21 protein-coding genes are annotated in these 21,121 nt (G+C 62.2%); 15 read left to right on the top strand and 6 right to left on the bottom strand.

What is annotated here, in order from left to right:
• Positions 1-143: 143 nt before the first annotated feature.
• Entirely contained in the window at positions 144-902 is a 759-nt protein-coding gene (locus AC1RDJ_RS27225) for an rRNA pseudouridine synthase (RefSeq protein ID WP_493029301.1), read from the top strand.
• On the opposite strand, the gene AC1RDJ_RS27220 is transcribed toward AC1RDJ_RS27225, so the two are convergent.
• From AC1RDJ_RS27220 to AC1RDJ_RS27200, 5 genes are all read right to left on the bottom strand, one after another.
• Entirely contained in the window at positions 899-1,327 is a 429-nt protein-coding gene (locus AC1RDJ_RS27220) for a group III truncated hemoglobin (RefSeq protein WP_493029300.1), read from the bottom strand. The genes AC1RDJ_RS27225 and AC1RDJ_RS27220 overlap by 4 nt on opposite strands.
• 63 nt (positions 1,328-1,390) lie before the next feature.
• A complete protein-coding gene (locus AC1RDJ_RS27215; protein WP_493029299.1) occupies positions 1,391-1,927 on the bottom strand; it encodes an RDD family protein in 537 nt (178 codons plus the stop codon).
• Entirely contained in the window at positions 1,917-2,711 is a 795-nt protein-coding gene (locus tag AC1RDJ_RS27210; RefSeq protein WP_493029298.1) for a DUF3106 domain-containing protein, read from the bottom strand. Before AC1RDJ_RS27210 ends, AC1RDJ_RS27215 begins: the two co-directional genes overlap by 11 nt.
• Before the next feature lie 2 nt (positions 2,712-2,713).
• Positions 2,714-3,118 carry a DUF3619 family protein gene (locus AC1RDJ_RS27205; protein ID WP_071322769.1) on the bottom strand — a complete coding sequence of 135 codons (405 nt, stop codon included), beginning with the start codon at positions 3,116-3,118 and terminating at the stop codon, positions 2,714-2,716.
• Positions 3,115-3,684 carry an RNA polymerase sigma factor gene (locus AC1RDJ_RS27200; RefSeq protein WP_071322770.1) on the bottom strand — a complete coding sequence of 190 codons (570 nt, stop codon included), beginning with the start codon at positions 3,682-3,684 and terminating at the stop codon, positions 3,115-3,117. The genes AC1RDJ_RS27205 and AC1RDJ_RS27200 overlap by 4 nt, the downstream gene beginning before the upstream one ends.
• Before the next feature lie 497 nt (positions 3,685-4,181).
• Between AC1RDJ_RS27200 and AC1RDJ_RS27195 the strand changes: the two genes are divergently transcribed.
• The 9 genes from AC1RDJ_RS27195 (at position 4,182) to AC1RDJ_RS27155 (ending at position 14,611) form a co-directional block, all read left to right on the top strand.
• Positions 4,182-5,933, top strand: coding sequence for an acetolactate synthase 3 catalytic subunit (locus AC1RDJ_RS27195; RefSeq protein WP_083411684.1), 1,752 nt, complete (start codon positions 4,182-4,184; stop codon positions 5,931-5,933).
• Positions 5,934-5,935: 2 nt separating this feature from the next.
• Positions 5,936-6,427 (top strand): acetolactate synthase small subunit, encoded by a 492-nt coding sequence (ilvN, locus tag AC1RDJ_RS27190; protein ID WP_071076341.1) that lies wholly within the window; start codon positions 5,936-5,938, stop codon positions 6,425-6,427.
• A gap of 71 nt (positions 6,428-6,498) precedes the next feature.
• The gene (ilvC, locus tag AC1RDJ_RS27185) at positions 6,499-7,515 is read left to right on the top strand and encodes a ketol-acid reductoisomerase (RefSeq protein WP_034750044.1); all 1,017 of its coding nucleotides are present in this window, start codon (positions 6,499-6,501) and stop codon (positions 7,513-7,515) included.
• A 316-nt stretch (positions 7,516-7,831) separates the two neighbouring features.
• On the top strand, positions 7,832-8,653 hold the full coding sequence (locus AC1RDJ_RS27180) for an alpha/beta fold hydrolase (RefSeq protein WP_083412110.1): 822 nt from the start codon (positions 7,832-7,834) through the stop codon (positions 8,651-8,653).
• 225 nt (positions 8,654-8,878) lie between these two features.
• Entirely contained in the window at positions 8,879-10,117 is a 1,239-nt protein-coding gene (locus tag AC1RDJ_RS27175; RefSeq protein WP_493029297.1) for an MFS transporter, read from the top strand.
• Positions 10,118-10,324: 207 nt separating this feature from the next.
• On the top strand, positions 10,325-11,080 hold the full coding sequence (locus AC1RDJ_RS27170; protein WP_493029296.1) for an SIMPL domain-containing protein: 756 nt from the start codon (positions 10,325-10,327) through the stop codon (positions 11,078-11,080).
• 175 nt (positions 11,081-11,255) lie between these two features.
• Positions 11,256-12,008: an SIMPL domain-containing protein gene (locus AC1RDJ_RS27165; protein ID WP_071322773.1), complete on the top strand. Its 753-nt coding sequence runs from the start codon at positions 11,256-11,258 to the stop codon at positions 12,006-12,008.
• 158 nt (positions 12,009-12,166) lie between these two features.
• Positions 12,167-13,018: a CDP-diacylglycerol--serine O-phosphatidyltransferase gene (gene pssA / locus AC1RDJ_RS27160; RefSeq protein ID WP_071322774.1), complete on the top strand. Its 852-nt coding sequence runs from the start codon at positions 12,167-12,169 to the stop codon at positions 13,016-13,018.
• Between the two features lie 48 nt (positions 13,019-13,066).
• Positions 13,067-14,611, top strand: coding sequence for a 2-isopropylmalate synthase (locus tag AC1RDJ_RS27155; protein ID WP_289885743.1), 1,545 nt, complete (start codon positions 13,067-13,069; stop codon positions 14,609-14,611).
• 18 nt (positions 14,612-14,629) lie between these two features.
• On the opposite strand, the gene bamE is transcribed toward AC1RDJ_RS27155, so the two are convergent.
• Positions 14,630-15,127: an outer membrane protein assembly factor BamE domain-containing protein gene (gene bamE / locus AC1RDJ_RS27150; RefSeq protein WP_493029295.1), complete on the bottom strand. Its 498-nt coding sequence runs from the start codon at positions 15,125-15,127 to the stop codon at positions 14,630-14,632.
• Between the two features lie 185 nt (positions 15,128-15,312).
• Here bamE and rpsO point away from each other — a divergent pair, with 185 nt between their 5' ends.
• From rpsO to AC1RDJ_RS27125, 5 genes are all read left to right on the top strand, one after another.
• Positions 15,313-15,582: a 30S ribosomal protein S15 gene (gene rpsO / locus AC1RDJ_RS27145; protein ID WP_010399743.1), complete on the top strand. Its 270-nt coding sequence runs from the start codon at positions 15,313-15,315 to the stop codon at positions 15,580-15,582.
• Between the two features lie 233 nt (positions 15,583-15,815).
• Positions 15,816-17,933 (top strand): polyribonucleotide nucleotidyltransferase, encoded by a 2,118-nt coding sequence (gene pnp / locus AC1RDJ_RS27140; protein WP_071322777.1) that lies wholly within the window; start codon positions 15,816-15,818, stop codon positions 17,931-17,933.
• A gap of 222 nt (positions 17,934-18,155) precedes the next feature.
• Positions 18,156-18,851, top strand: coding sequence for a hypothetical protein (locus tag AC1RDJ_RS27135; protein WP_493029293.1), 696 nt, complete (start codon positions 18,156-18,158; stop codon positions 18,849-18,851).
• Between the two features lie 9 nt (positions 18,852-18,860).
• Entirely contained in the window at positions 18,861-19,157 is a 297-nt protein-coding gene (locus AC1RDJ_RS27130; RefSeq protein ID WP_071322779.1) for a hypothetical protein, read from the top strand.
• A 120-nt stretch (positions 19,158-19,277) separates the two neighbouring features.
• Positions 19,278-21,121, top strand: a 1,844-nt coding sequence (locus AC1RDJ_RS27125) for a methyl-accepting chemotaxis protein (RefSeq protein WP_493029292.1), incomplete at its 3' end; no start/stop codon positions are given.

Below are 21,121 nucleotides of genomic sequence, written 5' to 3'. Positions count from 1 at the left end.
TGGTCGGGTAGATCGGATTAGCGCAGCGTAATCCGACAATCAGCAGCGTAAGCCGACAGTCATCAGCGCAAGTCGTAAAAGGGGAGGAGCGAGTCGGTTACAATACCGGCTTTCTCCTCCTCTTGCTTTTTGCGCATCCCCCCATGACCACACCAATTGCAATGCCCACCGTCCGCCTGGCCAAGCGCCTGTCTGAAGACGTGCCCTGTTCGCGCCGCGAGGCCGAGCTGTATATCGAGGGCGGCTGGGTGACGGTCGACGGCGTGCTGGTGGAAGAGGCGGGCGCGCGCGTGGCCGACAACCAGACCGTGGTGCTGCTGCCGAACGCCACCCTGGAAGAAATGCCGCCCGTGACGATCTTGCTGCACAAGCCGGCCGGCATCAATGGCGGCGTGGGCGCGGAAGGCAAGCCGGCCCTGAGCTGCCTGCGTCCCGAAGAGATTTTCACGCCTGAGAACGTTGCGCCCAGCTCCGTCACGCGCTTCCTGAAACGCCACCTGATCGGCCTGACCATCACCAATCCGCTGGAAACCATGGCTTCCGGCCTGCTGGTGTTCACGCAGGATTTCCGCGTCGCCCGCAAACTGGTCGACGAGGCGAAAACGGTGGAGCAGGAATTCATCGTCGAAGTGACCGGCGACATCATGGAAAACGGCCTGGCGCTGCTGAACCATGGCTTGCCCTTCAATGGCAAGCCTTTGCCGCCGATCAAGGTCAGCTGGCAGAATGAAACGCGTCTGCGTTTCGCCCTGAAAAACGTGCAGCCAGGCCAGATCGCCCACATGTGCAAGATGGTGGGCCTGGACGTGGTGGCCATGAAGCGCTTGCGCATCGGCCGCATTTCGATGGGCGCCATGCCTGCCGGGCAATGGCGCTATCTGCAGGGCTACGAGCGCTTCTAAAGCTGCGGCGCCGTGATGGCGTGGCTTTCCGCAAAGCTTTTCCATAGCCGTTCGGCAATATTCAAGGCGATGGTGTCGGCCTTCTCTTGCAGGGCCGGGTTGCCCATGGCTTCCGTGGTGGCAAAGAACAAGGTCAGCCAGCGGCGGAACATGCATGGCGTCAGCTGTTCCATCTGCGCGTGCTGGGCCAGCGGCTTGCCGTGGTAGCGCATGGTGCCGCGCAGCAGTCCGGACCAGAAATCAACGAGGGTGGCCAGGTGGGCGTCCCAATCCTTGACCTCGGCGGCAAAGATGGGGCCGAGCATGGCGTCATCGCGCGCGGCCGCATAAAAGGTATGCACGAGTTGCTTGACTTCGTCTTCGCTGCAGACTTCCGCGCGGTATTTGGCAAAACGGGTGTGGGGGAGGGGGGCTGTATTATTCATGGCATGCCATGATCGCAGAGCCCCTGTGGCGCTTCAATGACCCAGGTCAAGCCGCCTGAAAACTCAGGCGGCGACTTTCTTCGACTTCTTCGCTGGCGCCGGCAATTGCACGATCTGCGTGCCGAGCAGCTTGTCGTGCAGGAACTGGCCATTGCCCGTGAACAGGGCCGTGGCCGACCAGGCCAGCATGCCGATGCCGATGGCGCCCAGTGCCGCCCAGTGCTGCAAGTCCAGCGCATACGACACCACGAGCGCAGGTAGCAGCCACATCCAGGCCAGCAGGTAGCGGCAGGCGGCCACGCGCAGCGGCACATGGGCGTGGCCCGGCAGCACCACTTTCAGGCGCCACGTCTTCATGGCCAGCGTCTGCCCTTCGCGGCTCCACTGGTGGATGAAATACGCGCCCATGACGAGGAAGGCCAGGCATTGGCGCATGTGTTCTGTCAACGGCGTGTGCGCGCCCTGCACGGCCAGCTCGAACACGAGGAATGGCAGAAACAGCACGGCCAGGGCCAGCAGCGACTCATACACCATGGAAATCAGGCGGCGCTTGATACTCGGGAGGGAAGTGTTGCTGGCAGCAGGCGTGCTATTTGGCATTGGTTGGCAGTGGGGCAGGCGTGGTGGGTGGCGTGACGGGCACGGCGTTCGGTGGCGGGCTGGCGGCAGGCGGCAGCGCGGCTGGCGCAGTGGCGGGCAAGGCCGCCGCCGGCAATGCGGGCGCCACGCTTGCCGGCGCTGCAGGTGCCGCCGGTGCGACGGTCACGGGCGTGGCGGGCGCCATGATCACGGCCGGCTTGGTGGTAGTCGAATTGAGCGCGGGGACTTTGCCCAGCGGCTTTTTCGGCACGGGTTCGGCCGCCAGTTTTTTCTTTTGATCTTCCGGCAACTGCTGGTATTGCTCCCACTGTGCGGACTTTTGACCTGGATCAATTTTCTTGGTGCGCGTGTAATTTTCACGCACGAGTCGGCGCTGCTCGGGCGTCAGCTTGATCCACTCGCGCATGCGCTCGTGCACGCGCGCCTGTTCGTCCGGCTTCATCGAGGCGTAGCGGTTGGCGATGTCCAGCCATTTCTGGCGGCGCAAGGCGTCGAGCTTGTTCCATTCGCCGGCCAGCGGCTGCAAGGCTTCCTGCTGCGCGCGCGACAGCCTGTTCCACTGCAGTTTGTCGGTGCTCTGCGGTGCGCCAGCCTTGCTGCCGGCGCGTGGCGCGGCCGGCTTGGCGGCAGGGTCGCCCGCCTTGGCTGCCGGTGCGACGACGACGGGGGCTGCGGGCGGCGCCGCATGTTGCTGCGCGCCAACCCAGGAAGCGCCGGCCAGGGCGCAGGCGCCCAGGCCGATGCCTGCGGCGATCCAGCCGTTGCGTACGCTGATGCGTGCCATGCTTATTGCTCGCGTTTCGTCAGGTAGGCATTGAAGCCATGGTCCATATACGCCGACAGCGGCAATTCGTCCGACAGCACGGCCGCATCGATTTCTGCCAATTCGGCAACATGTTGTTCTTGCTCAAACTGGTAAATGCCGGCCAGGCCGCCGACAAGCAGCAGCAGGGGGATGATGACGCTCATGCGGCCCAGCCAGGACAGCGGCTCGACGAACAGGCTGCTGGCGATGCCGGCGAACACGTTCTGGCGCGCGGTGACGGCGGCGGGCGCGTCCGCCTTCTTGCGCGACAGGGCCAGCTTGCGTGCCGCTGCCAGGCGATCGGTGGCCGATGCGGGCAGGTCGTCGAGTTTTTCGTTCAGTGCATGGCGCACTTTGTAAGCGAAATTGAGATCGTCGGTGTTCATAATTTTATTCCCTTGGCTTTCAGCGATTCGGCGAGCGTGTGGGTAGCTCTAGAGCAATGTGTTTTCACGCTACCTTCGGAGCAACCCATCGCTTCCGCTGTTTCAGCCACATCCATGTCCTGCCAATAACGCATGAGGAAGGCTTCGCGTTGACGTGCGGGCAGTTTTTGTACCTCTGCATCAATCAAATCAAGGATTTGCGCGCGTTCGACCTGGTCGGCCGAGGATTCGGCGGCGCTGGAACCCTGTTCCGATTCATAAGTATCAAGTATATCAAAATCATCATGCTCGTCGCCCGAAGACTTCATGCCGGAAAACAGGCTGACCCAGGTGTTGCGCACCTTTTCGCGGCGGAAATAATCGAGGATGGTGTTCTGCAAGATGCGCTGGAACAGCATCGGCAATTCGGCGGCCGGCTTGTCGCCGTATTTCTCGGCCAGCTTGATCATCGCATCCTGCACGATGTCGAGGGCTGATTCTTCCTTGCGGACCGCGTAGGCGGCCTGCTTGAAAGCGCGCCGCTCGACATTTTCTAGAAAGTCGGATAATTCTTTGTCTGTTGCCATGCGGTATGGGGCGAGCTAGCGGCTACGTGGGCTGTGGGCTGAAGGGAGGCTGGTATGCTTTTTGCAAACTGAGCGCATGCTAGCAAAAAATGTGCGTTTCCGCAGGGTTTTTGCACGTCGTGTGAGCAAAAAAGCAGCGAGGCCGACATTTTCCTTGACCATAATGGTGCAACGCGATAACGTATGGGACGCTTTGAACACCCCAAAGCTCTATGGTCAGGTCGCGACCGGCACACAACGCCATCCGCGGCACGACGCGCTTTCATTTGTAGGCAGTTTGTTCTAACCCGCGCCACAAGCGCGAGCGGTTCGTACAGGCGCCACAGAAACTCCGGCCAAACGAGTTGCGTTAAGCGTTGTTTTGTAAGGTATCTATGGGTGCCCAAAGAAATGTCGTGACCGCATGAAAAGGGAAGCAGGAGCACTGTTGCGTTAGGCGTACCTCGTCAGGAAAGAACATCCGATCAATCTCCAATGGACCTTGAAAGGAATGTTTCATGAATACCGAAGCAACAGGACCTGCAACAGGTTCCGCAACAGGACCGATCACCGGCGCAGAAATTGTCGTGCGCTGTCTGGCTGAAGAGGGCGTCGAGCACGTCTTTGGATATCCGGGCGGAGCCGTACTCTACATCTACGACGCCATCTTCCAGCAAAACAAATTCCAGCATATCCTGGTACGCCACGAGCAGGCCGCGATCCACGCCGCCGATGCCTATTCGCGCAGCTCGAACAAAGTCGGTGTCGCCATCGTCACGTCCGGTCCGGGCGTCACGAATGCCGTCACGGGCCTGTCGACCGCGTACATGGACTCGATTCCGATGGTGGTCATCTCCGGCCAGGTGCCGAGCCACGCCATCGGCCAGGATGCGTTCCAGGAATGCGACACCGTGGGCATCACGCGCCCCGTCGTCAAGCACAACTTCCTCGTCAAGGACGTCAAGGACCTGGCGGCGACGATCAAGAAAGCCTTCTTTATCGCCCGCACCGGCCGTCCCGGCCCCGTGCTGGTCGATATCCCGAAGGATATCAGCATGCACAAATGCCATTTCGACTATCCGAAGGAAGTCGAGATGCGTTCCTACCGTCCCGTCGACAAGGGCCACTCGGGCCAGATCCGCAAGGCCGTGCAACTGCTGCTGCAGGCGGAGCGTCCGATGATCTACACGGGCGGCGGCGTGATCCTGGCGCATGCGGCCCCCGAGCTGAACAAGCTGGTCGACCGCCTGGGTTTCCCTTGCACCAACACCTTGATGGGCCTGGGCGGCTACCGTGCCTCGAGCGAGCAGTATGTCGGCATGCCCGGCATGCACGGCACCTATGAAGCGAACATGGCGATGCAGAACTGCGACGTGCTGATCGCCATCGGCGCCCGTTTCGATGACCGCGTGATCGGCAACCCGAAACACTTCGCCTCGCATCCGCGCAAGATCATCCACGTGGACATCGATCCATCGTCGATTTCCAAGCGCGTGAAGGTCGATATTCCCATCGTCGGCAACGTCAAGGATGTGCTGATCGAATTCCTCGCGCAACTGGACGCGGCCGAGGCCAAGCCGAACGTCAACGCGCTCTCGAACTGGTGGAAGCAGATCGCCGAATGGCGTGGCCGCGAATGCCTGAAATACCCGACGTCCGACCTGGTCATCAAGCCGCAATCGGTGGTCGAGAAAGTCTTCCAGATCACCAAGGGCGACGCCTTCATCACGTCCGACGTGGGCCAGCACCAGATGTGGGCGGCGCAATACTATGGCTTCGACAAGCCGCGCCGCTGGATCAATTCCGGCGGCCTGGGCACCATGGGTGTCGGCTTGCCGTACGCCATGGGCGTGCAGATGGCCAATCCGGACGCCACCGTTGCCTGCATTACCGGCGAGGGGTCGATCCAGATGTGCATCCAGGAACTTGCCACGTGCAAGCAGTATCACCTGACGCCGAAGATCATCATGCTCAACAACCGTTTCCTCGGCATGGTGCGCCAGTGGCAGGAGATCGACTACGGTTCGCGCTATTCCGAGTCGTACATGGATTCGCTGCCCGACTTCGAGAAGCTGGCCGAGGCATATGGCCACGTGGGCATGAAAATTGAAAAACCGGGCGACGTCGACGGCGCCCTGAAAGAGGCGTTTGGCATGAAAGACAGGCTGGTGTTCATGAACTTCATTACCGACCAGTCCGAAAACGTGTGGCCAATGGTGAAAGCCGGCAAGGGCCTGTCCGAAATGATGCTCGGCTCGGAGGATCTCTAATCATGCGCCATATTATTTCTGTCTTGCTGGAAAACGAAGCGGGCGCCCTGTCGCGCGTGGTGGGCCTGTTCTCGGCACGCGGCTACAACATTGAAACGCTGACCGTGGCACCGACCGAAGACTCGACCCTGTCGCGCATGACCATCGTCACCAGCGGCTCGGACGACATCATCGAGCAGATCACCAAGCATTTGAACCGCCTGATCGAGGTGGTGAAGGTGGTCGATCTGACCGAGGGCCAGCATATCGAACGCGAGTTGATGCTGATCAAGGTTCGTGCCGTGGGCAAGGAACGCGAGGAAATGAAGCGCACCGCCGACATCTTCCGCGGCCGCATCATCGACGTCACGGAAAAGACGTACACGATCGAGCTCACCGGCAACAAGGTCAAGCTCGACGCGTTCATCGATTCGATCGACCGCGCCTCGATCCTGGAAACCGTCCGCACGGGCGGCTCCGGCATCGGCCGCGGCGAACGCATCCTCAAAGTATAAAAAATATCAGTTGCAGCAGGCGGCCACGGCCGCACCCCCATACAACGCATCATCAAATTATAGGAAATACCATGAAAGTTTTTTACGACAAAGACGCTGACCTCTCCTTGATCAAAGGCAAAAACGTTGCCATCATCGGCTACGGTTCGCAAGGCCATGCGCACGCACAAAACCTGAACGATTCGGGCGTCAACGTCACCGTCGGCCTGCGCAAGGGCGGCGCTTCGTGGACCAAGGTCGAGCAGGCCGGTCTGAAAGTGGCCGAAGTGAATGACGCCGTGAAAGCGGCCGACGTCATCATGATCTTGCTGCCGGATGAAAACATCGCCCAGGTCTACAACGAAAACATCGCGCCGTTCGCCAAGCAGGGCGCCGTGCTGGCCTTCGCCCACGGCTTCAACGTGCATTACGGCCAAGTCGTGCCGCGCGCCGACCTGGACGTCATCATGGTCGCGCCGAAAGCGCCAGGCCACACCGTGCGCGCCACCTACACCCAGGGTGGCGGCGTGCCGCACCTGATCGCCGTGTACCAGGACAAATCGGGCATCGCCCGCGATATCGCCCTGTCGTACGCTTCGGCCAACGGCGGCGGCCGTGCCGGCATCATCGAAACGAATTTCCGTGAAGAAACCGAAACCGACTTGTTCGGCGAACAGGCCGTGCTGTGCGGCGGCGCCGTCGAGCTGATCAAGGCCGGCTTCGAAACCCTGACGGAAGCTGGTTATGCGCCGGAAATGGCTTACTTCGAGTGCTTGCACGAGCTGAAGCTGATCGTCGACCTGATCTATGAAGGCGGCATCGCCAACATGAACTACTCGATCTCGAACAATGCCGAATACGGCGAATACGTGACCGGTCCGAAAGTCGTGACGTCGGCCACCAAGGATGCGATGCGTCAATGCCTGAAAGACATTCAAACGGGCGAATACGCGAAGAGCTTCATCCTGGAAAACAAGGCGGGCGCACCGACCCTGATTTCGCGCCGTCGTTTGACGTCCGAGCACCAGATCGAAGAAGTGGGCGCGAAACTGCGCGCCATGATGCCTTGGATCGCGAAGAACAAGATGGTCGACCAGTCGAAGAACTAAGCAAATTTCCTGATTCACCATGAAAAGCCGGCGCAAGCCGGCTTTTTTTCGTCAGCAATGGCGGACGCTTCCGGCCTGCCGCGCATTGATGCATATTGGATTGTTATAAATACTGCGCGGTAGCGCCGCCTGCCGGTGTTACCCTGATTGCTGCCGGTTTCGGCATCATCTTGATCAGGAGGCGCACGTGTACACGATAGCCCTGGCTTCGCTCCCAACCCGTCTGTTGGGCCTGTTTCTGAGCACCGTTCTGACAGTATTTTCCAGCGCCGGCGTCCAGGCGGCCGTGCCCGCCTATCCGGGCAGCTTCAAGACCATGGACATCGCCACCGCCGACGGCACGATCCACGTGCGCGTGGGCGGCACCGGCCCGGCCGTGCTGTTGCTGCACGGCTTTGGCGACACGGGCGACATGTGGGCGCCGCTGGCGGCGGCCCTGGCCCGCACGCACACGGTGGTGGCCCCCGATCTGCGCGGCATGGGCCTGTCCTCGCGTCCGGCCGGCGGCTACGACAAGCGCACGCAGGCGGCCGACATGCGCGCCGTGCTCGACAAGCTGGGCATCGACCGCGCCGACGTGGTCGGCCACGATATCGGCACGATGGTGGCCTACGCGTATGCGGCCCGCTATCCGGACAAGACGCGCCGGCTGGTGGTGATGGATGCGCCCGTGCCCGGCATTCCGCCATGGGAACAGATCGTGCGCAGCCCGCAGCTGTGGCACTTCTCGTTTGGCGGTCCTGACGCCGAGCGCCTGGTGGCGGGGCGCGAGCGCATCTACCTGGACCGCTTCTGGAATGAGTTCGCCGGCACGCCTTCCCGGATCGACGAAGAAACGCGGCGCCATTACGCCAAGCTGTACGCGCGCAAGGGCGCCATGCATGCGGCCTTCGCGCAATTTCTGGCGATACCGCAAGATGCCGAAGACAATCTGCGCTCGATGGCGACCAAGCTGACCATGCCCGTGCTGGCGATCGGCGGCGCCAAGTCCTTCGGCGCCAACGAGGCCGTCGTCATGCGCAATGCCGCCACCAACGTCACGGAGCTGGTGGTACCCGATGCGGGACACTGGCTGATGGAAGAGCAGCCCGCCGCGACGGTGGACGCCATCCAGGCTTTCCTGCGCCGAGAGCAATAAGACCGGACTTGCGGCAGCGGATGGCATGGAGGAAAACAGGTTTTCTTGCGGGAACCTGTTTTTTTTCTTGCGCGCACGCAATGTGACGCTCTCCTATACAATACCGCCCTTCCTTTGCAGCGGCATTCGCCGCCGCATCTGTTTCGGTTTCTGCCGACCGCAACGCGCATCACGCTTTTCGTACCACGCCGGGCGCCCATCGCCTGCGCAACCAGAAGGACCCATATGACTGACCGTTTTACCGCGACAGTGCCGCCATCCGGTGCCGTTGAATCTCCCATTCCCAATCGCCTTCCCGTGGCCGCCTTGCTGGCCCTGGCCATGACAAGCTTTATCGCCATCCTGACAGAAACCTTGCCGGCCGGCCTGCTGCCGCAGATCGCCGAGGGCCTCGGCATTTCCGAAGTCATGACGGGCCAGCTGGTCACCGTCTACGCCATCGGCTCCATCCTCACGGCCATCCCGCTGACGGCGCTGACCAGCGGCTGGCGCCGGCGCAATGTGCTGTTGCTGGCCATCGTCGGCTTTTTGATCTTTAACACGGTGACGGCCCTGTCGCCGCATTACATTCTGACCCTGGTGTCGCGTTTCCTGGCCGGCATGGCCGCCGGGCTGGCCTGGGGTCTGATGGCCGGCTATGCGCGGCGCATGGTGAGCGTCGAGCAGCAGGGCAGGGCGATGGCGATCGCCATGATCGGCACGCCGCTGGCCCTGTCGCTGGGCGTGCCGCTGGGCACCCTGATGGGTGGCGTGCTGGGCTGGCGCAGCATCTTCGGCATCATGTCGGGCCTGGCCGTGGTGCTGATCGCCTGGGTGTTCGTGGCCGTGCCCGATTATCCGGGGCAAAAGAATGGCGAGCGCCTGTCGATCCGCCAGGTGTTCATGACGCCCGGCGTGCGGCCCATCCTGGCCGTCATCGTCGTGTGGATGCTCGCGCACAATATTTTGTATACGTATATCGCGCCTTTCCTGGCGCCGTCGGGCTTGCGCCCGCGCGTCGACCTGGTGCTGCTCGTGTATGGCGTGGGATCCCTGGCCGGCATCTGGCTGATCAGCCAGCTGATCGACCGCTGGCTGCGCAAGCTCGTGCTGGGCAGCATCGCCGCCTTTGCCCTGGTGGTGATCGCGCTGGGACTGGCGATGGATTCGCCGGCCGTCATCTATCTCAGCATGGCCATCTGGGGCATCACCTTCGGCGGCGCCGGCACCCTGCTGCAGACGGCGTCGGCGGACGCGGCCGGCGACGGCATGGACGTGGCGCAGGCGATGGTGGCGACCATCTGGAACGTGGCCATCGCGGGCGGCGGCCTGGCGGGCGGCATGTTGCTGGACGGCTATGGCGCGGCCTCGTTCCCATGGGCCATGCTGGCCTTGCTGTTGGCTGCGCTGGCCATCGCCTGGCGCGCCCGCCGCTACAGTTTCAAGCCGGGCCGGCGCAGCGGCGGCGTCGTGGCGGGACATTGATATCAATGTTATATAAAATAACGTTGTTATTAAAATGTGAGCAGATGTGACTGCCCGGCACATTTTGTGACGATTTGTTAATTTGCGCCACAGGAATGGTTGGGGCGTTAGAATGTACTGAGTTTGACAAGTTTCTCAAGGGGAATGCAGCCGATCACAGTGCCGCATCCCTTTTTGTCAGCCACTGTAACCAACTAGGAGTCCCCCATGACCGTGATGAAATCCGTACTTGTTGCCGCCGCAGCCACCGTTGCCCTGAGCGCGCAAGCCCAATCCCTACCAACTTCCGGCACCCTGGTGGTCGTACCCGCGTTTGGCGAAGTCAAACATGTCAATGACCAGGTGGTCGCTACCCTGGCCGTCGAAGAGCAGGACAAGGACAAGGCTGCCGCCGCCTCGCGCGTCAACCAGAAGATGAACAAGGGTATCGCCATCGTCAAGCAGGCCGACCCATCGGCGGCACTGAAATCGTATGGCTACTATACGTATCCCGTGTATCCGGAAGAGCGTCCGCTGCCGGCCGGCGCCGTGGCCAAGCCACGTTTGCCTACGGCCTGGCGCGTGGGCCAGTACCTGGAAGTGACGACGGCCAATCTGGCTGGACTGCCAAAGACCGTGTCGGCGGCGCAAGGCGTGCTGACCCTGAACGGCTTGAATTTCGGCCTGAAGCCGGAAACCATCCGCCTGCTGGATGACCAGCGCATCGCCGCCACGTACAAGAACCTGAACGAGCGCGTGGCCGCCATCGCGAAAGCCATGGGCCGCAACGTGTCCGACGCCGTGCTCGATACGGTGGACTTCGAAGGTTCGGGCAATTACGCTGGCGAAAGCCGTCCTGCCGCCGCGCCGATGATGATGCGCAGCGCCAAGATGGCCGACGACAGCGCCGTCGTCGAACCGAGCTTCGAGCCGGGCGAAACCACGCTCGACATGCGTGTCGTCGGCAAGGTGAAATTCAAGTAAGCGATGCGATCCCTCCCGCGCGCCGCACCCTGCGGCCGCGGCAGTGCGGAAGAGCTTGTGGTCCTTGCGACAGAGCAATCTTTTCCGCGCTAGAATATCTTGGTAAAAAGCCATGGGCTTGCCGGTTCAAGCGAACCGACCCATGCGTCTCGTAAAAATTCCCTAGGAGAAATAAATGACCGTCATGAAATCGATGCTGGCTGCGGCCGTCGCTACCGTTGCCCTGTCCGCCCAGGCGCAAAGCCTGCCTACCTCCGGCACGCTGGTGGTGGTGCCCGCGAATGGCGAAGTGGTGCATGCGAACGACCAGGTGACCGTCACCCTGGCCATCGAAGAGCAGGACAAGGACAAGGCCGCCGCCGCCTCGCGCGTGAACCAGAAGATGAACCAGGGCGTGGCCATCGTCAAGAAAGCCGATCCGCAAGCCGTGCTGAAGACCCAGGGCTATTACACGTATGCCGTGTACCCGGAAACGGCGCCATTGCCGCCAGGCAGCGTTGCCAAGCCCAAGGTGCCGACGGGCTGGAGAGTGGGGCAATACCTGCAGGTAACGACGACGAACCTGGCCGCCCTGCCGAAAACCGTGTCCGCGGCGCAAGGCGTGCTGACCCTGAACCGCCTGAACTTCGGCCTGGCGCCCGCCACCGTGCGCAAGCTCGATGACCAGCGCATCGCCGCCGCCTATGCCAACCTGCAGCAGCGCGTGGCGGGCATCGCCGGCGCCATGGGCCGCAACGTCAATGACGCCGTGATCGATACCATCGATTTCGAAGGTTCGGGCAATTACACGCAACGCGTCAACGTGGCCGGTGCGCGCAACATGAGCGCCGATGCCATGCATTACAGCGAGCAAGTGGCCGAACCGAGCTTCGAACCGGGCGAAACGACCCTGAACATGGGGCTGGTGGCCAAGGTCAAGTTCAAATAAGGCTTGATTCGGGATCAATATTGCCAGCTTGACGCCGCCGCGCTTTTCTTTGGCGGCGGCTCCTCTATAATGGCAAGATCGGCGCGCGCATGGTGTAATGGCCGTGCGCCCGTCATTCTGGCACCGAATCCCCGGCAGTACACAAGATATGGAACAACATGGCAAACTTCCCCCGTCGTAGAGGCAAGAACGGCACACCCGCAGTCTCCAAAGCGTCCCGCTTCAGCAAATTCGCGCGCCAGCCGGCCGCCGATGGCACAGGCAAGAAAACCTTGCGCCGCCGCGGCATCTACCTGTTGCCGAACGCCTTCACGACGGCAGCCCTGTTCTGCGGCTTCTACGCCATCGTCATGGCCATGAACCAGAAATTCGAACACGCGGCCTGGGCCATCTTCATCGCCATGATCCTCGACGGCCTCGATGGCCGCATCGCGCGCCTGACGAATACGCAGAGCGAATTTGGTGCCCAGTACGACAGCCTGTCCGACATGGTCTCGTTCGGCGCCGCGCCGGCGCTGGTGATCTACGAATGGTCGCTGCGCGGCATGGGCAAACTGGGCTGGCTGGCCGCCTTCGTGTATTGCGCCGGCGCCGCCTTGCGCCTGGCCCGCTTCAACACGAATATCCAGGTGGTCGACAAGCGCTTCTTCCAGGGCTTGCCCAGCCCGGCGGCGGCGGCCATGGTGGCCGGTTTCATCCTGCTCATGAACGACCTCGAATTCGCCGGCAACCAGCTGGCCTGGGTGTCGTGGACCATCGCCCTGTTCGCGGGCCTGACCATGGTCACCAACGTGCCGTTCTACAGCTTCAAGGATGTCAATTTCCGCAAGTCCGTGCCCTTCATCGTGGTGTTCTTGCTGGCATTGTTCTTTGCGCTCATTTCCATCGATCCGCCGAAAGTGCTGTTCCCGATTTTCGTTGCCTATGGCTTGTCCGGCTACGCCGTATTCTTCTGGCGCATGGCGAAGGGCAAGCCCGTCAGCATCATCCAGACCGACCCGGAGCACTGATGCGGCCGTGGGTCGGTAGCCACTTCTTTCCCTCAGCGAGGAGCAGCCATGAGCACCAGCAACCGACTCATCATCTTTGACACCACCTTGCGCGACGGCGAGCAATCGCCGGGCGCCTCCATGACGCGCGAGGAAAAGCTGCGCATCGCCAAGCAGCTCGAACGCATGAAGGTCGACGTGATCGAAGCGGGCTTCGCCGCTGCCTCGCAGGGCGATTTCGAGTCGATACGGGCGATTGCCGGCGCCGTGCGCGAGTCCACCATCTGCTCGCTGTCGCGCGCGAACGACCGCGACATCGCCCGCGCCGCCGAAGCGCTGGCCCCCGCCGAGCGCAAGCGCATCCACACCTTCATCGCCACCTCGCCGCTGCACATGCAGATGAAGCTGCGCATGACGCCCGAGCAAGTGCTGCTGCAGGCGCAAAATGCCGTGCGCTACGCGCGCCAGTTCACGGACGATATCGAATTCAGTCCCGAAGACGGCAGCCGCTCGGACGAGGATTTCCTCTGCAAGGTGCTCGAAGCCGTGATCGCCGAGGGCGCCACCACCATCAACTTTCCCGATACGGTGGGCTACGCCGTGCCGGAAATCTTCGGCAATACCATCAAGCGCTTGCGCGAACGCATCCCGAATTCCGATAAGGCCGTCTGGTCTGTCCATTGTCATAACGACCTCGGCCTGGCCGTGGCCAATTCGCTGGCCGGCGCCATGATAGGCGGCGCGCGCCAGATCGAATGCACGATCAATGGCCTGGGCGAGCGGGCCGGCAATACGGCGCTGGAAGAGGTGGTGATGGCGCTGCGCACGCGCGCCGCCTATTACAACTTGACGGTGGGCATCGACACGACGCAGATCGTCGCCGCGTCAAAAATGGTGTCGCAGATCACGGGCTTTGCCGTGCAGCCGAACAAGGCCGTCGTCGGCGCGAATGCCTTCGCCCACGCATCCGGCATCCACCAGGATGGCATCCTGAAGGCGCGCGAAACGTATGAAATCATGCGCGCCGAAGACGTGGGCTGGACGGCCAACAAGATCGTCCTCGGTAAATTATCGGGCCGCAATGCCTTCAAGCAGCGCCTGCACGAGCTGGGCATCGCCCTGGAATCGGAAGCGGAAGTCAATGCGGCCTTCCTTCGCTTCAAGGAGCTGGCCGACCGCAAATCCGAGATTTTCGACGAAGACATCATGGCCCTCGTCAGCGAGGAGCAGCAGGCGCAGGAGAGTGAGCACTACCGTTTTATTTCCTTGACGCAGCAATCGACGACGGGCGCCGTGCCGCAGGCGCGCGTGGAATTCCTCGTCGGCGGCGAACAGCGCAGCTGCGAGGGCAGGGGCGACGGGCCTGTCGACGCCACCGTCAACGCCATCGAAAGCGCGGCCGCCAGCGGCGCCGAGCTGGTCTTGTTCTCCGTCAATGCCATCAGCACGGGCACGCAGTCGCAGGGCGAAGTGACGATGCGCTTGTCCCGCGACGGGCGCATCGTCAATGGCGTGGGCGCCGACCCCGACATCATCGTCGCCTCGGCCAAGGCGTATTTGTCGGCCTTGAACAAGCTGCATGCGAAGGATGAGCGCATCGATCCCCAGCCGTAAGAGGGGCGCTGGCAAGCGTCACCAGAAGAAGCGCCGCTCTTCCTTGGCCGGATCCGGGCCGTTCATCATCATGCGCACGATGCCGTCGTGGTCGAAATGCACGTGCATCATGGAATCCCAGACGCCCGATTCCTTGTAGCGGTAAGACCAGACGTGCAGTTTCGGCAGCGACAGATACGATGTTTCCGTCGGGCGGCCGAGGATGTGCAGCACGTCTTGCTGCGTCGACACGCCCACCTTGATGCGGGCGAAGCCCGGCGTGTCGAGAACTTGCTCGTAAGAAATGAGCTTGTCGTCGGGGCCGAAGCGGGCCATATACGTGTATTGGCCGTACGGACCCGTGGCGTATTCGAGTTCCGCGCCCGTGGGCAGCTGGTAGATGGCTGTCGGTCGGCCCAGGCGCGCCTCGACGGCGGCGCGCGGTTCGCCCGGCTGCGGCGGCGGGACGTTCCAGCTGGCGCAGCCGGCCAGCGCGGCAAACAGCAGCGGTGTTGCTAATTTAAGCAGTTTTTTCATGGTCGCGCTCCTGAAATGCAGGAAAACCCTATGATGCACCGAGAAAAGCGCGCACGGCAGGATACAGGCGGGCATTTTTCCGATATACTTGCGCGTCTGGTTGGCAGCATAGGCCAGTATTTTAATAATCGTAGTTCACGGTGGATAGGGTTCAGACTCTGTGCACCGCATGTGAAAGGTTTATCATGACAGTAGAAAACATCAACAAAGCCGCTATCATCGCGGACAACGCACGTGGTCAAAACGACACCGGCTCCCCTGAAGTGCAAGTTGCACTGCTGACGGCTCGCATCAACGAACTGAACGGCCACTTCAAAGCCCACTCGAAAGATCACCACTCCCGCCGCGGCCTGATCATGATGGTCAACCGTCGTAAGAGCCTGTTGTCCTACCTGAAGGCTAAAGACGCTACCCGTTATCGCGACCTGATCGCTAAACTTGGTCTGCGCAAGTAATTTTTGCCGTACAAGGTTTATACAGAAATGCCTGCGCCAGTTCGCTGACGCGGGCATTTTGTCATTTGAATTCCGGATTTATGTCCGTAAGTGAAGTATTCTCTTACCGATATCATGTTTTAGCAGCAATGTAGCAAAGGTGGTAACAAGTAAAGGCAGCATTTTTACGCCGCCTGTGGTGAGGTGAACGACAGCCCCTGAAAATCTGTCGGCAATTAGAAAAGGGATACCCCATGTTTAACAAAGTTACGAAAACCTTCCAGTACGGTCAACATCAAGTGACCCTGGAAACCGGCGAAATCGCACGTCAGGCATCCGGCGCAGTGCTGGTGTCGATCGAAGATACCGTCGTTCTGGCAACGGTGGTGGCACGCAAAGATGCCAAGCCAGGCCAGGATTTCTTCCCTTTGACGGTTGATTATGTTGAAAAAACCTATGCTGCCGGTAAAATCCCGGGCGGTTTTTTCAAGCGCGAAGGCCGTCCTTCCGAAAAAGAAACACTGACATCCCGTCTGATCGACCGTCCTATCCGTCCGCTGTTCCCGGAAGGCTACCTGAATGAAGTGCAAGTCATCATTCACGTGCTGTCGGTCAACCCGGAAATCGATCCGGACATCGCCGCCATGATCGGCGCCTCGGCTGCCCTGTGCGTATCGGGCGTGCCTTTCAACGGTCCTATCGGCGCCGCGCGCGTCGGTTACGCCAACGGCCAGTACATCCTGAACCCAACCGTTCAGCAATTGAAAACGTCGGAAATGGACCTGGTTGTCGCCGGTACCGAAACGGCCGTGCTGATGGTCGAATCGGAAGCGAAACAGTTGTCCGAAGAAATCATGCTGGGCGCCGTGGTCTTCGGCCACGACCAGATGAAAGTTGTCATCGACGCGATTCACGACCTCGTGCGTGACGGCGGCAAGCCGGAAGTGGAATGGGCGCCTGCGCCGAAAAACGAAGCCCTGATCGCCCGCGTCGCGCATTTCGCCAACGCCAAGATCAACGATGCATATCAAACCAAGGACAAGCAGGAGCGCACGGCCAAGCTGAAAGCGGCGACGTCGGAAGTGATCGCCGACCTGAGCGCTGAAGCGGCTGCCGCCGGCGGCGCGTCCATCGACAGCGCCGAAGTGAACAACATCCTGTTCGACATCGAAGCGAAAATCGTGCGTACGCAGATCCTGGACGGCGAGCCACGCATCGACGGCCGCGACACGCGCACCGTGCGTCCGATCTCGATCCGCACCAGCGTGCTGCCACGCACCCACGGTTCGGCCCTGTTCACGCGCGGCGAAACGCAGGCGCTGGTCGTGGCGACGTTGGGCACCGCCCGCGACAGCCAGAAGATCGATGCGCTGATGGGCGAGTTCACCGATTCGTTCATGCTGCATTACAACATGCCTCCGTTCGCCACCGGCGAAACGGGCCGTGTCGGTACGCCCAAGCGCCGCGAAATCGGCCACGGCCGCCTGGCCAAGCGCGCGCTGATCGCCGCCCTGCCAGCAGCTGAAGAGTTCAGCTACTCGGTGCGCCTGGTATCGGAAATCACGGAATCGAACGGTTCCTCGTCGATGGCTTCCGTCTGCGGCGGCTGCCTGGCACTGATGGACGCCGGCGTGCCGATGAAAGAACACGTGGCCGGTATCGCCATGGGCCTGATCAAGGAAGGCGGCAAGTTTGCCGTGCTGTCCGACATCCTGGGCGACGAAGATCACCTGGGCGACATGGACTTCAAGGTAGCCGGTACCCGCAACGGTATCACGGCGCTGCAGATGGACATCAAGATCATGGGCATCACCAAGGAAATCATGCAAGTGGCACTGGCGCAAGCCAAGGAAGGCCGCGAGCACATCCTGGGCGAAATGCAAAAAGCCATGCCGCACGTCAAAACCGAACTGTCCGATTTCGCACCACGTCTGATCACCATCAAGATCAACCCGGAAAAAATCCGTGACGTGATCGGCAAGGGCGGCGCCGTGATCCGCGCGCTGACCGAAGAGACGGGCACCCAGATCGACATCAGCGACGAAGGCGTGGTCACCATCGCTTCCGTTGACGCGCAAGCCGGCCAGGAAGCCAAGCGCCGCATCGAGGAGCTGACCGCTTCCGTCGAAGTGGGCAAGACCTACGAAGGCACCGTGCTGAAACTGCTGGACTTCGGCGCCATCGTGCAAGTCATGCCAGGCAAGGATGGCTTGCTGCACATCAGCCAGATCGCCAACGAGCGCGTCAACGCCGTGGCCGACTACCTGAAAGAAGGCCAGCTGGTCCGCGTCAAGGTTCTGGAAACGGACGACCGCGGCCGCCTGAAGCTGTCGATGAAAGCTGCTGAAGGCAACGAAGCGCCAGCCGCGTAATGTCGTTCAGCTGTGCCTGAAGGCGGCTCCGGCCGCCTGATCAAAAACCGCCAGTGCGCAAGCCTGGCGGTTTTTTTGCATCTTGTTTGCGCTGCATCGAAGGCGCGCACTGGCCGGCGCGGCTATCCGCGCCGGCCTTGATGCAGCTCGCATTGGCCTGTCTTGCTCCTTGTAGATTCGGTACGGTTCTTTCCCCGTTCGCTACTATCAAGGAGATGCAGCATGCTGAAACCTTACTGGCTGGCCGCCGCGGTCCTGATCGCGCTTGCCCCCGGCGCCTGGGCGCAGGCCGACGACAACCCGACGCCGGTGCCGCTGCCGATCCCGCTGGCGGCCGCCACCCCGGCCATGCCGGTGCAGGACATCGACGCCTTGCGCGCCGTGCATGCGCGCGAAATCAATGACCTCAGCACTTTCAAGACGATGGGCTTGCAGCGCCAGGCCATCGATCCCTACCTGGACAGCGTGGAAGGGCGGCAGTTCCTGCGCGAACTGAGCGCGGCCGACCCGGCGGCGCCGGCGGAAACCATCTATGCGCGGGCGCTCGAGCAGCTCGCTTCCGGCGCCACCGTGCCGACCTTGCAGCCGATGGCGGCCGCCCTCGTGAAAATCGTGCCGCAGGGTCAGAACGTATCGCCGTATTCGCCGTATTTCACCACCAGCGCGCAATTGCAGCTCGCTTCGGGCCGCTGCGCCAGCCTGGCGGACTGCTTCGGCTTGCCCTTGAAGAGCGAAGCACCGCTGTATGATGTGTATCAAATCATGCCCAAGGGCACCGTCAACGTGTTCGTCAGCGAAGTGGCGCCGACGCAGGAGCTGGGCGGCCTGGTGCGGCGCAAGGGCGGGGCGCAGCAGTACTTGTTGCCCAACCGAAGCCTGTGGTCGGCGCCCGTGCTGATCGGCACCATCAAGAACTGAGGAGGGAATATGGACCAGTCGCGCTTGCAGGTGCTTGCCGCCGAACTCGATCAATTGCTGGCGCGCCTGGCGCCCGCCGATGCGGAGGTGGAGGCGCTGCGCGCTGCGCTGGCCCCGCTGCTGGCGCAGGCGCTGGCTGGCAGCCTGGCCACGCCGCTCGAGTGGGGAGAGATCCCCGGCGGGCGCTGGTTCAGCGAAGGCGGCTTGCGCCGGTATGCCGACCTCGAACAGGCCTTCGCGCGCTTTCGCATCGCGGCGACGGGCGGCGAGTCGCCGGCCCTGCGCAAGCTGCGCGGCGACATTTGATTGATATATGGTATCAATTGTTGTTTATGGGTAATTGAGAGTCGGTATTGCTTGACGACAAAATCTTATTCCCCGACCATGGCGCATCCTTCCCCTTTCCTCTTTCTTATCGGGTGCACCATGTTGTCCTCTCTTAAGGCGCGGCTGATCGCCATCGCCGTTTCCATCGTCGTGCTGGCCATGCTGGCCGTCGCCATCGCCAATTTCTTTACCACGCGTAGCAGTACGCTGGCCGCGCTCGACACGCAGATGCTGCAGCTGTCGCACAGCCATGCGCAGGCGATCGCCGAATGGCTGCGTTCCAAGCAGGCCGTGGTGGCTTCGCTCAAGCAGGGCGCCACCGCCGCCGATCCGCTGCCGGCCCTGAAGGCGGCCGAGCAGGCCGGTACCTTCGACATGGCGTATATCGGCTTTGCCGACAAGCACGCCGTGTTTTCGCAGGAGCGCCAGCGCGCGGCTGACTACGATCCCACGGCGCGTCCGTGGTACAAGCAGGCGGCCGAGGCCGGCAAGCCCGTCATCACGCCGCCGTATATCGGCGCCAGCACGGGCAAGCTGGTGGTGACGTTCGCCGAACCGCTGGGCGGCAAGGGCAGCATGACGGGCGTGCTGGCGGCCGATGTGATGATGGATGCGGTGGTGCAAAACGTCGCCTCGATCAAGCCGACGCCGGCCAGCTACGCCTTCCTCGTCGATGGCGGCGGCAAGATCATCGCCCATCCGGACGGCAAGCTGACCTTGAAGCCGCTGGCCGAACTCGATGCCGGCCTCAGCCCGCAGGCGCTAGGCAGTATTGAGCAGAGCGGTGTGGGCGCCGCCATCCGCCTGGGCGCGCGTGACGGTATCTTGCACGTAAGTAAAGTGCCGGGCAGCGACTGGCTGCTGGCCACCGTGCTGGACCGCGCGGAAGCGACGCAGGCACTGAGCTCCATGCTGCGCGCCTCGGCCATGACGGCCTTGCTGGTGCTGGCCCTGGCCGCCACGGTGCTGAGCGCGCTGGTGGCGCGCGCCTTGCGCCGCCTGGGCCTGGTGCGCGACGCGATGGAAGCGATCGCCACGGGCGACGGCGACTTGACGAGCCGCCTCGATGCGCAAGGCACGGATGAGCTGGCGCAGATCGCCAAGGCGTTCAATCTGTTCGTGGAAAAGATCGCCAGCGTGCTGGTGCAGATCCGCAGCATCAGCACCCTGGTGCGCAGCGAGTCGGCCGATATTGCGGCCGGCAACGCCGACCTGTCGTCGCGCACGGAGGCGCAGGCGGGCGCGCTGGAAGAGACGGCCAGTTCGATGGATGAGCTGACCTCGACCGTGAAGCAGAATGCGGAAAACGCGCATGCGGCCAATGAGCTGGCCGTGTCCGCCTCGGAAGTGGCGGCCAAGGGCGGCCGCGTGGTGCAGCAGGTGGTGGGCACCATGGCCGGCATCCAGGAAAGCTCGCGCAAGATCGTCGACATCATCGGCGTGATCGACGGCATCGCCTTCCAGACAAATATCCTGGCCCTGAACGCGGCCGTCGAGGCGGCGCGCGCGGGCGAGCAGGGCCGGGGCTTTGCCGTGGTGGCGTCCGAGGTGCGCAACCTGGCGCAGCGTTCGGCTGGTGCTGCCAAGGAAATCAAGGAGCTGATCGGCGACTCGGTGGAGAAAGTGGGCGCCGGCGGCAGGCTCGTCGATGAGGCGGGCCAGACCATGGACCAGGTGGTGGCCTCGGTGCAGCAATTGACTGCCATCATGAGCGAGATCACGGTGGCCAGCCGCGAACAGAGCGCCGGCATCGGCGAGATCAACACGGCCGTCACGCACATGGATACCATGACGCAGCAAAACGCGGCCCTCGTCGAGCAGGCGGCGGCCGCCGCGGAAAGCTTGCAGGAGCAGGCCGTGGACCTGGCGCAGGCCGTCGGCATGTTCCGTCTCGGCGATGCCGGTGCCGGCGCGGCGCCAGCCCCCGTGGCGCGCCTGAAGGC

The sequence above is a fragment of the Janthinobacterium sp. GW822-FHT07H10 genome (assembly GCF_058798675.1).
The sequence above is the reverse complement of the archived record's forward strand: the minus strand, read 5'-3'. Positions and strand labels throughout refer to the sequence as shown.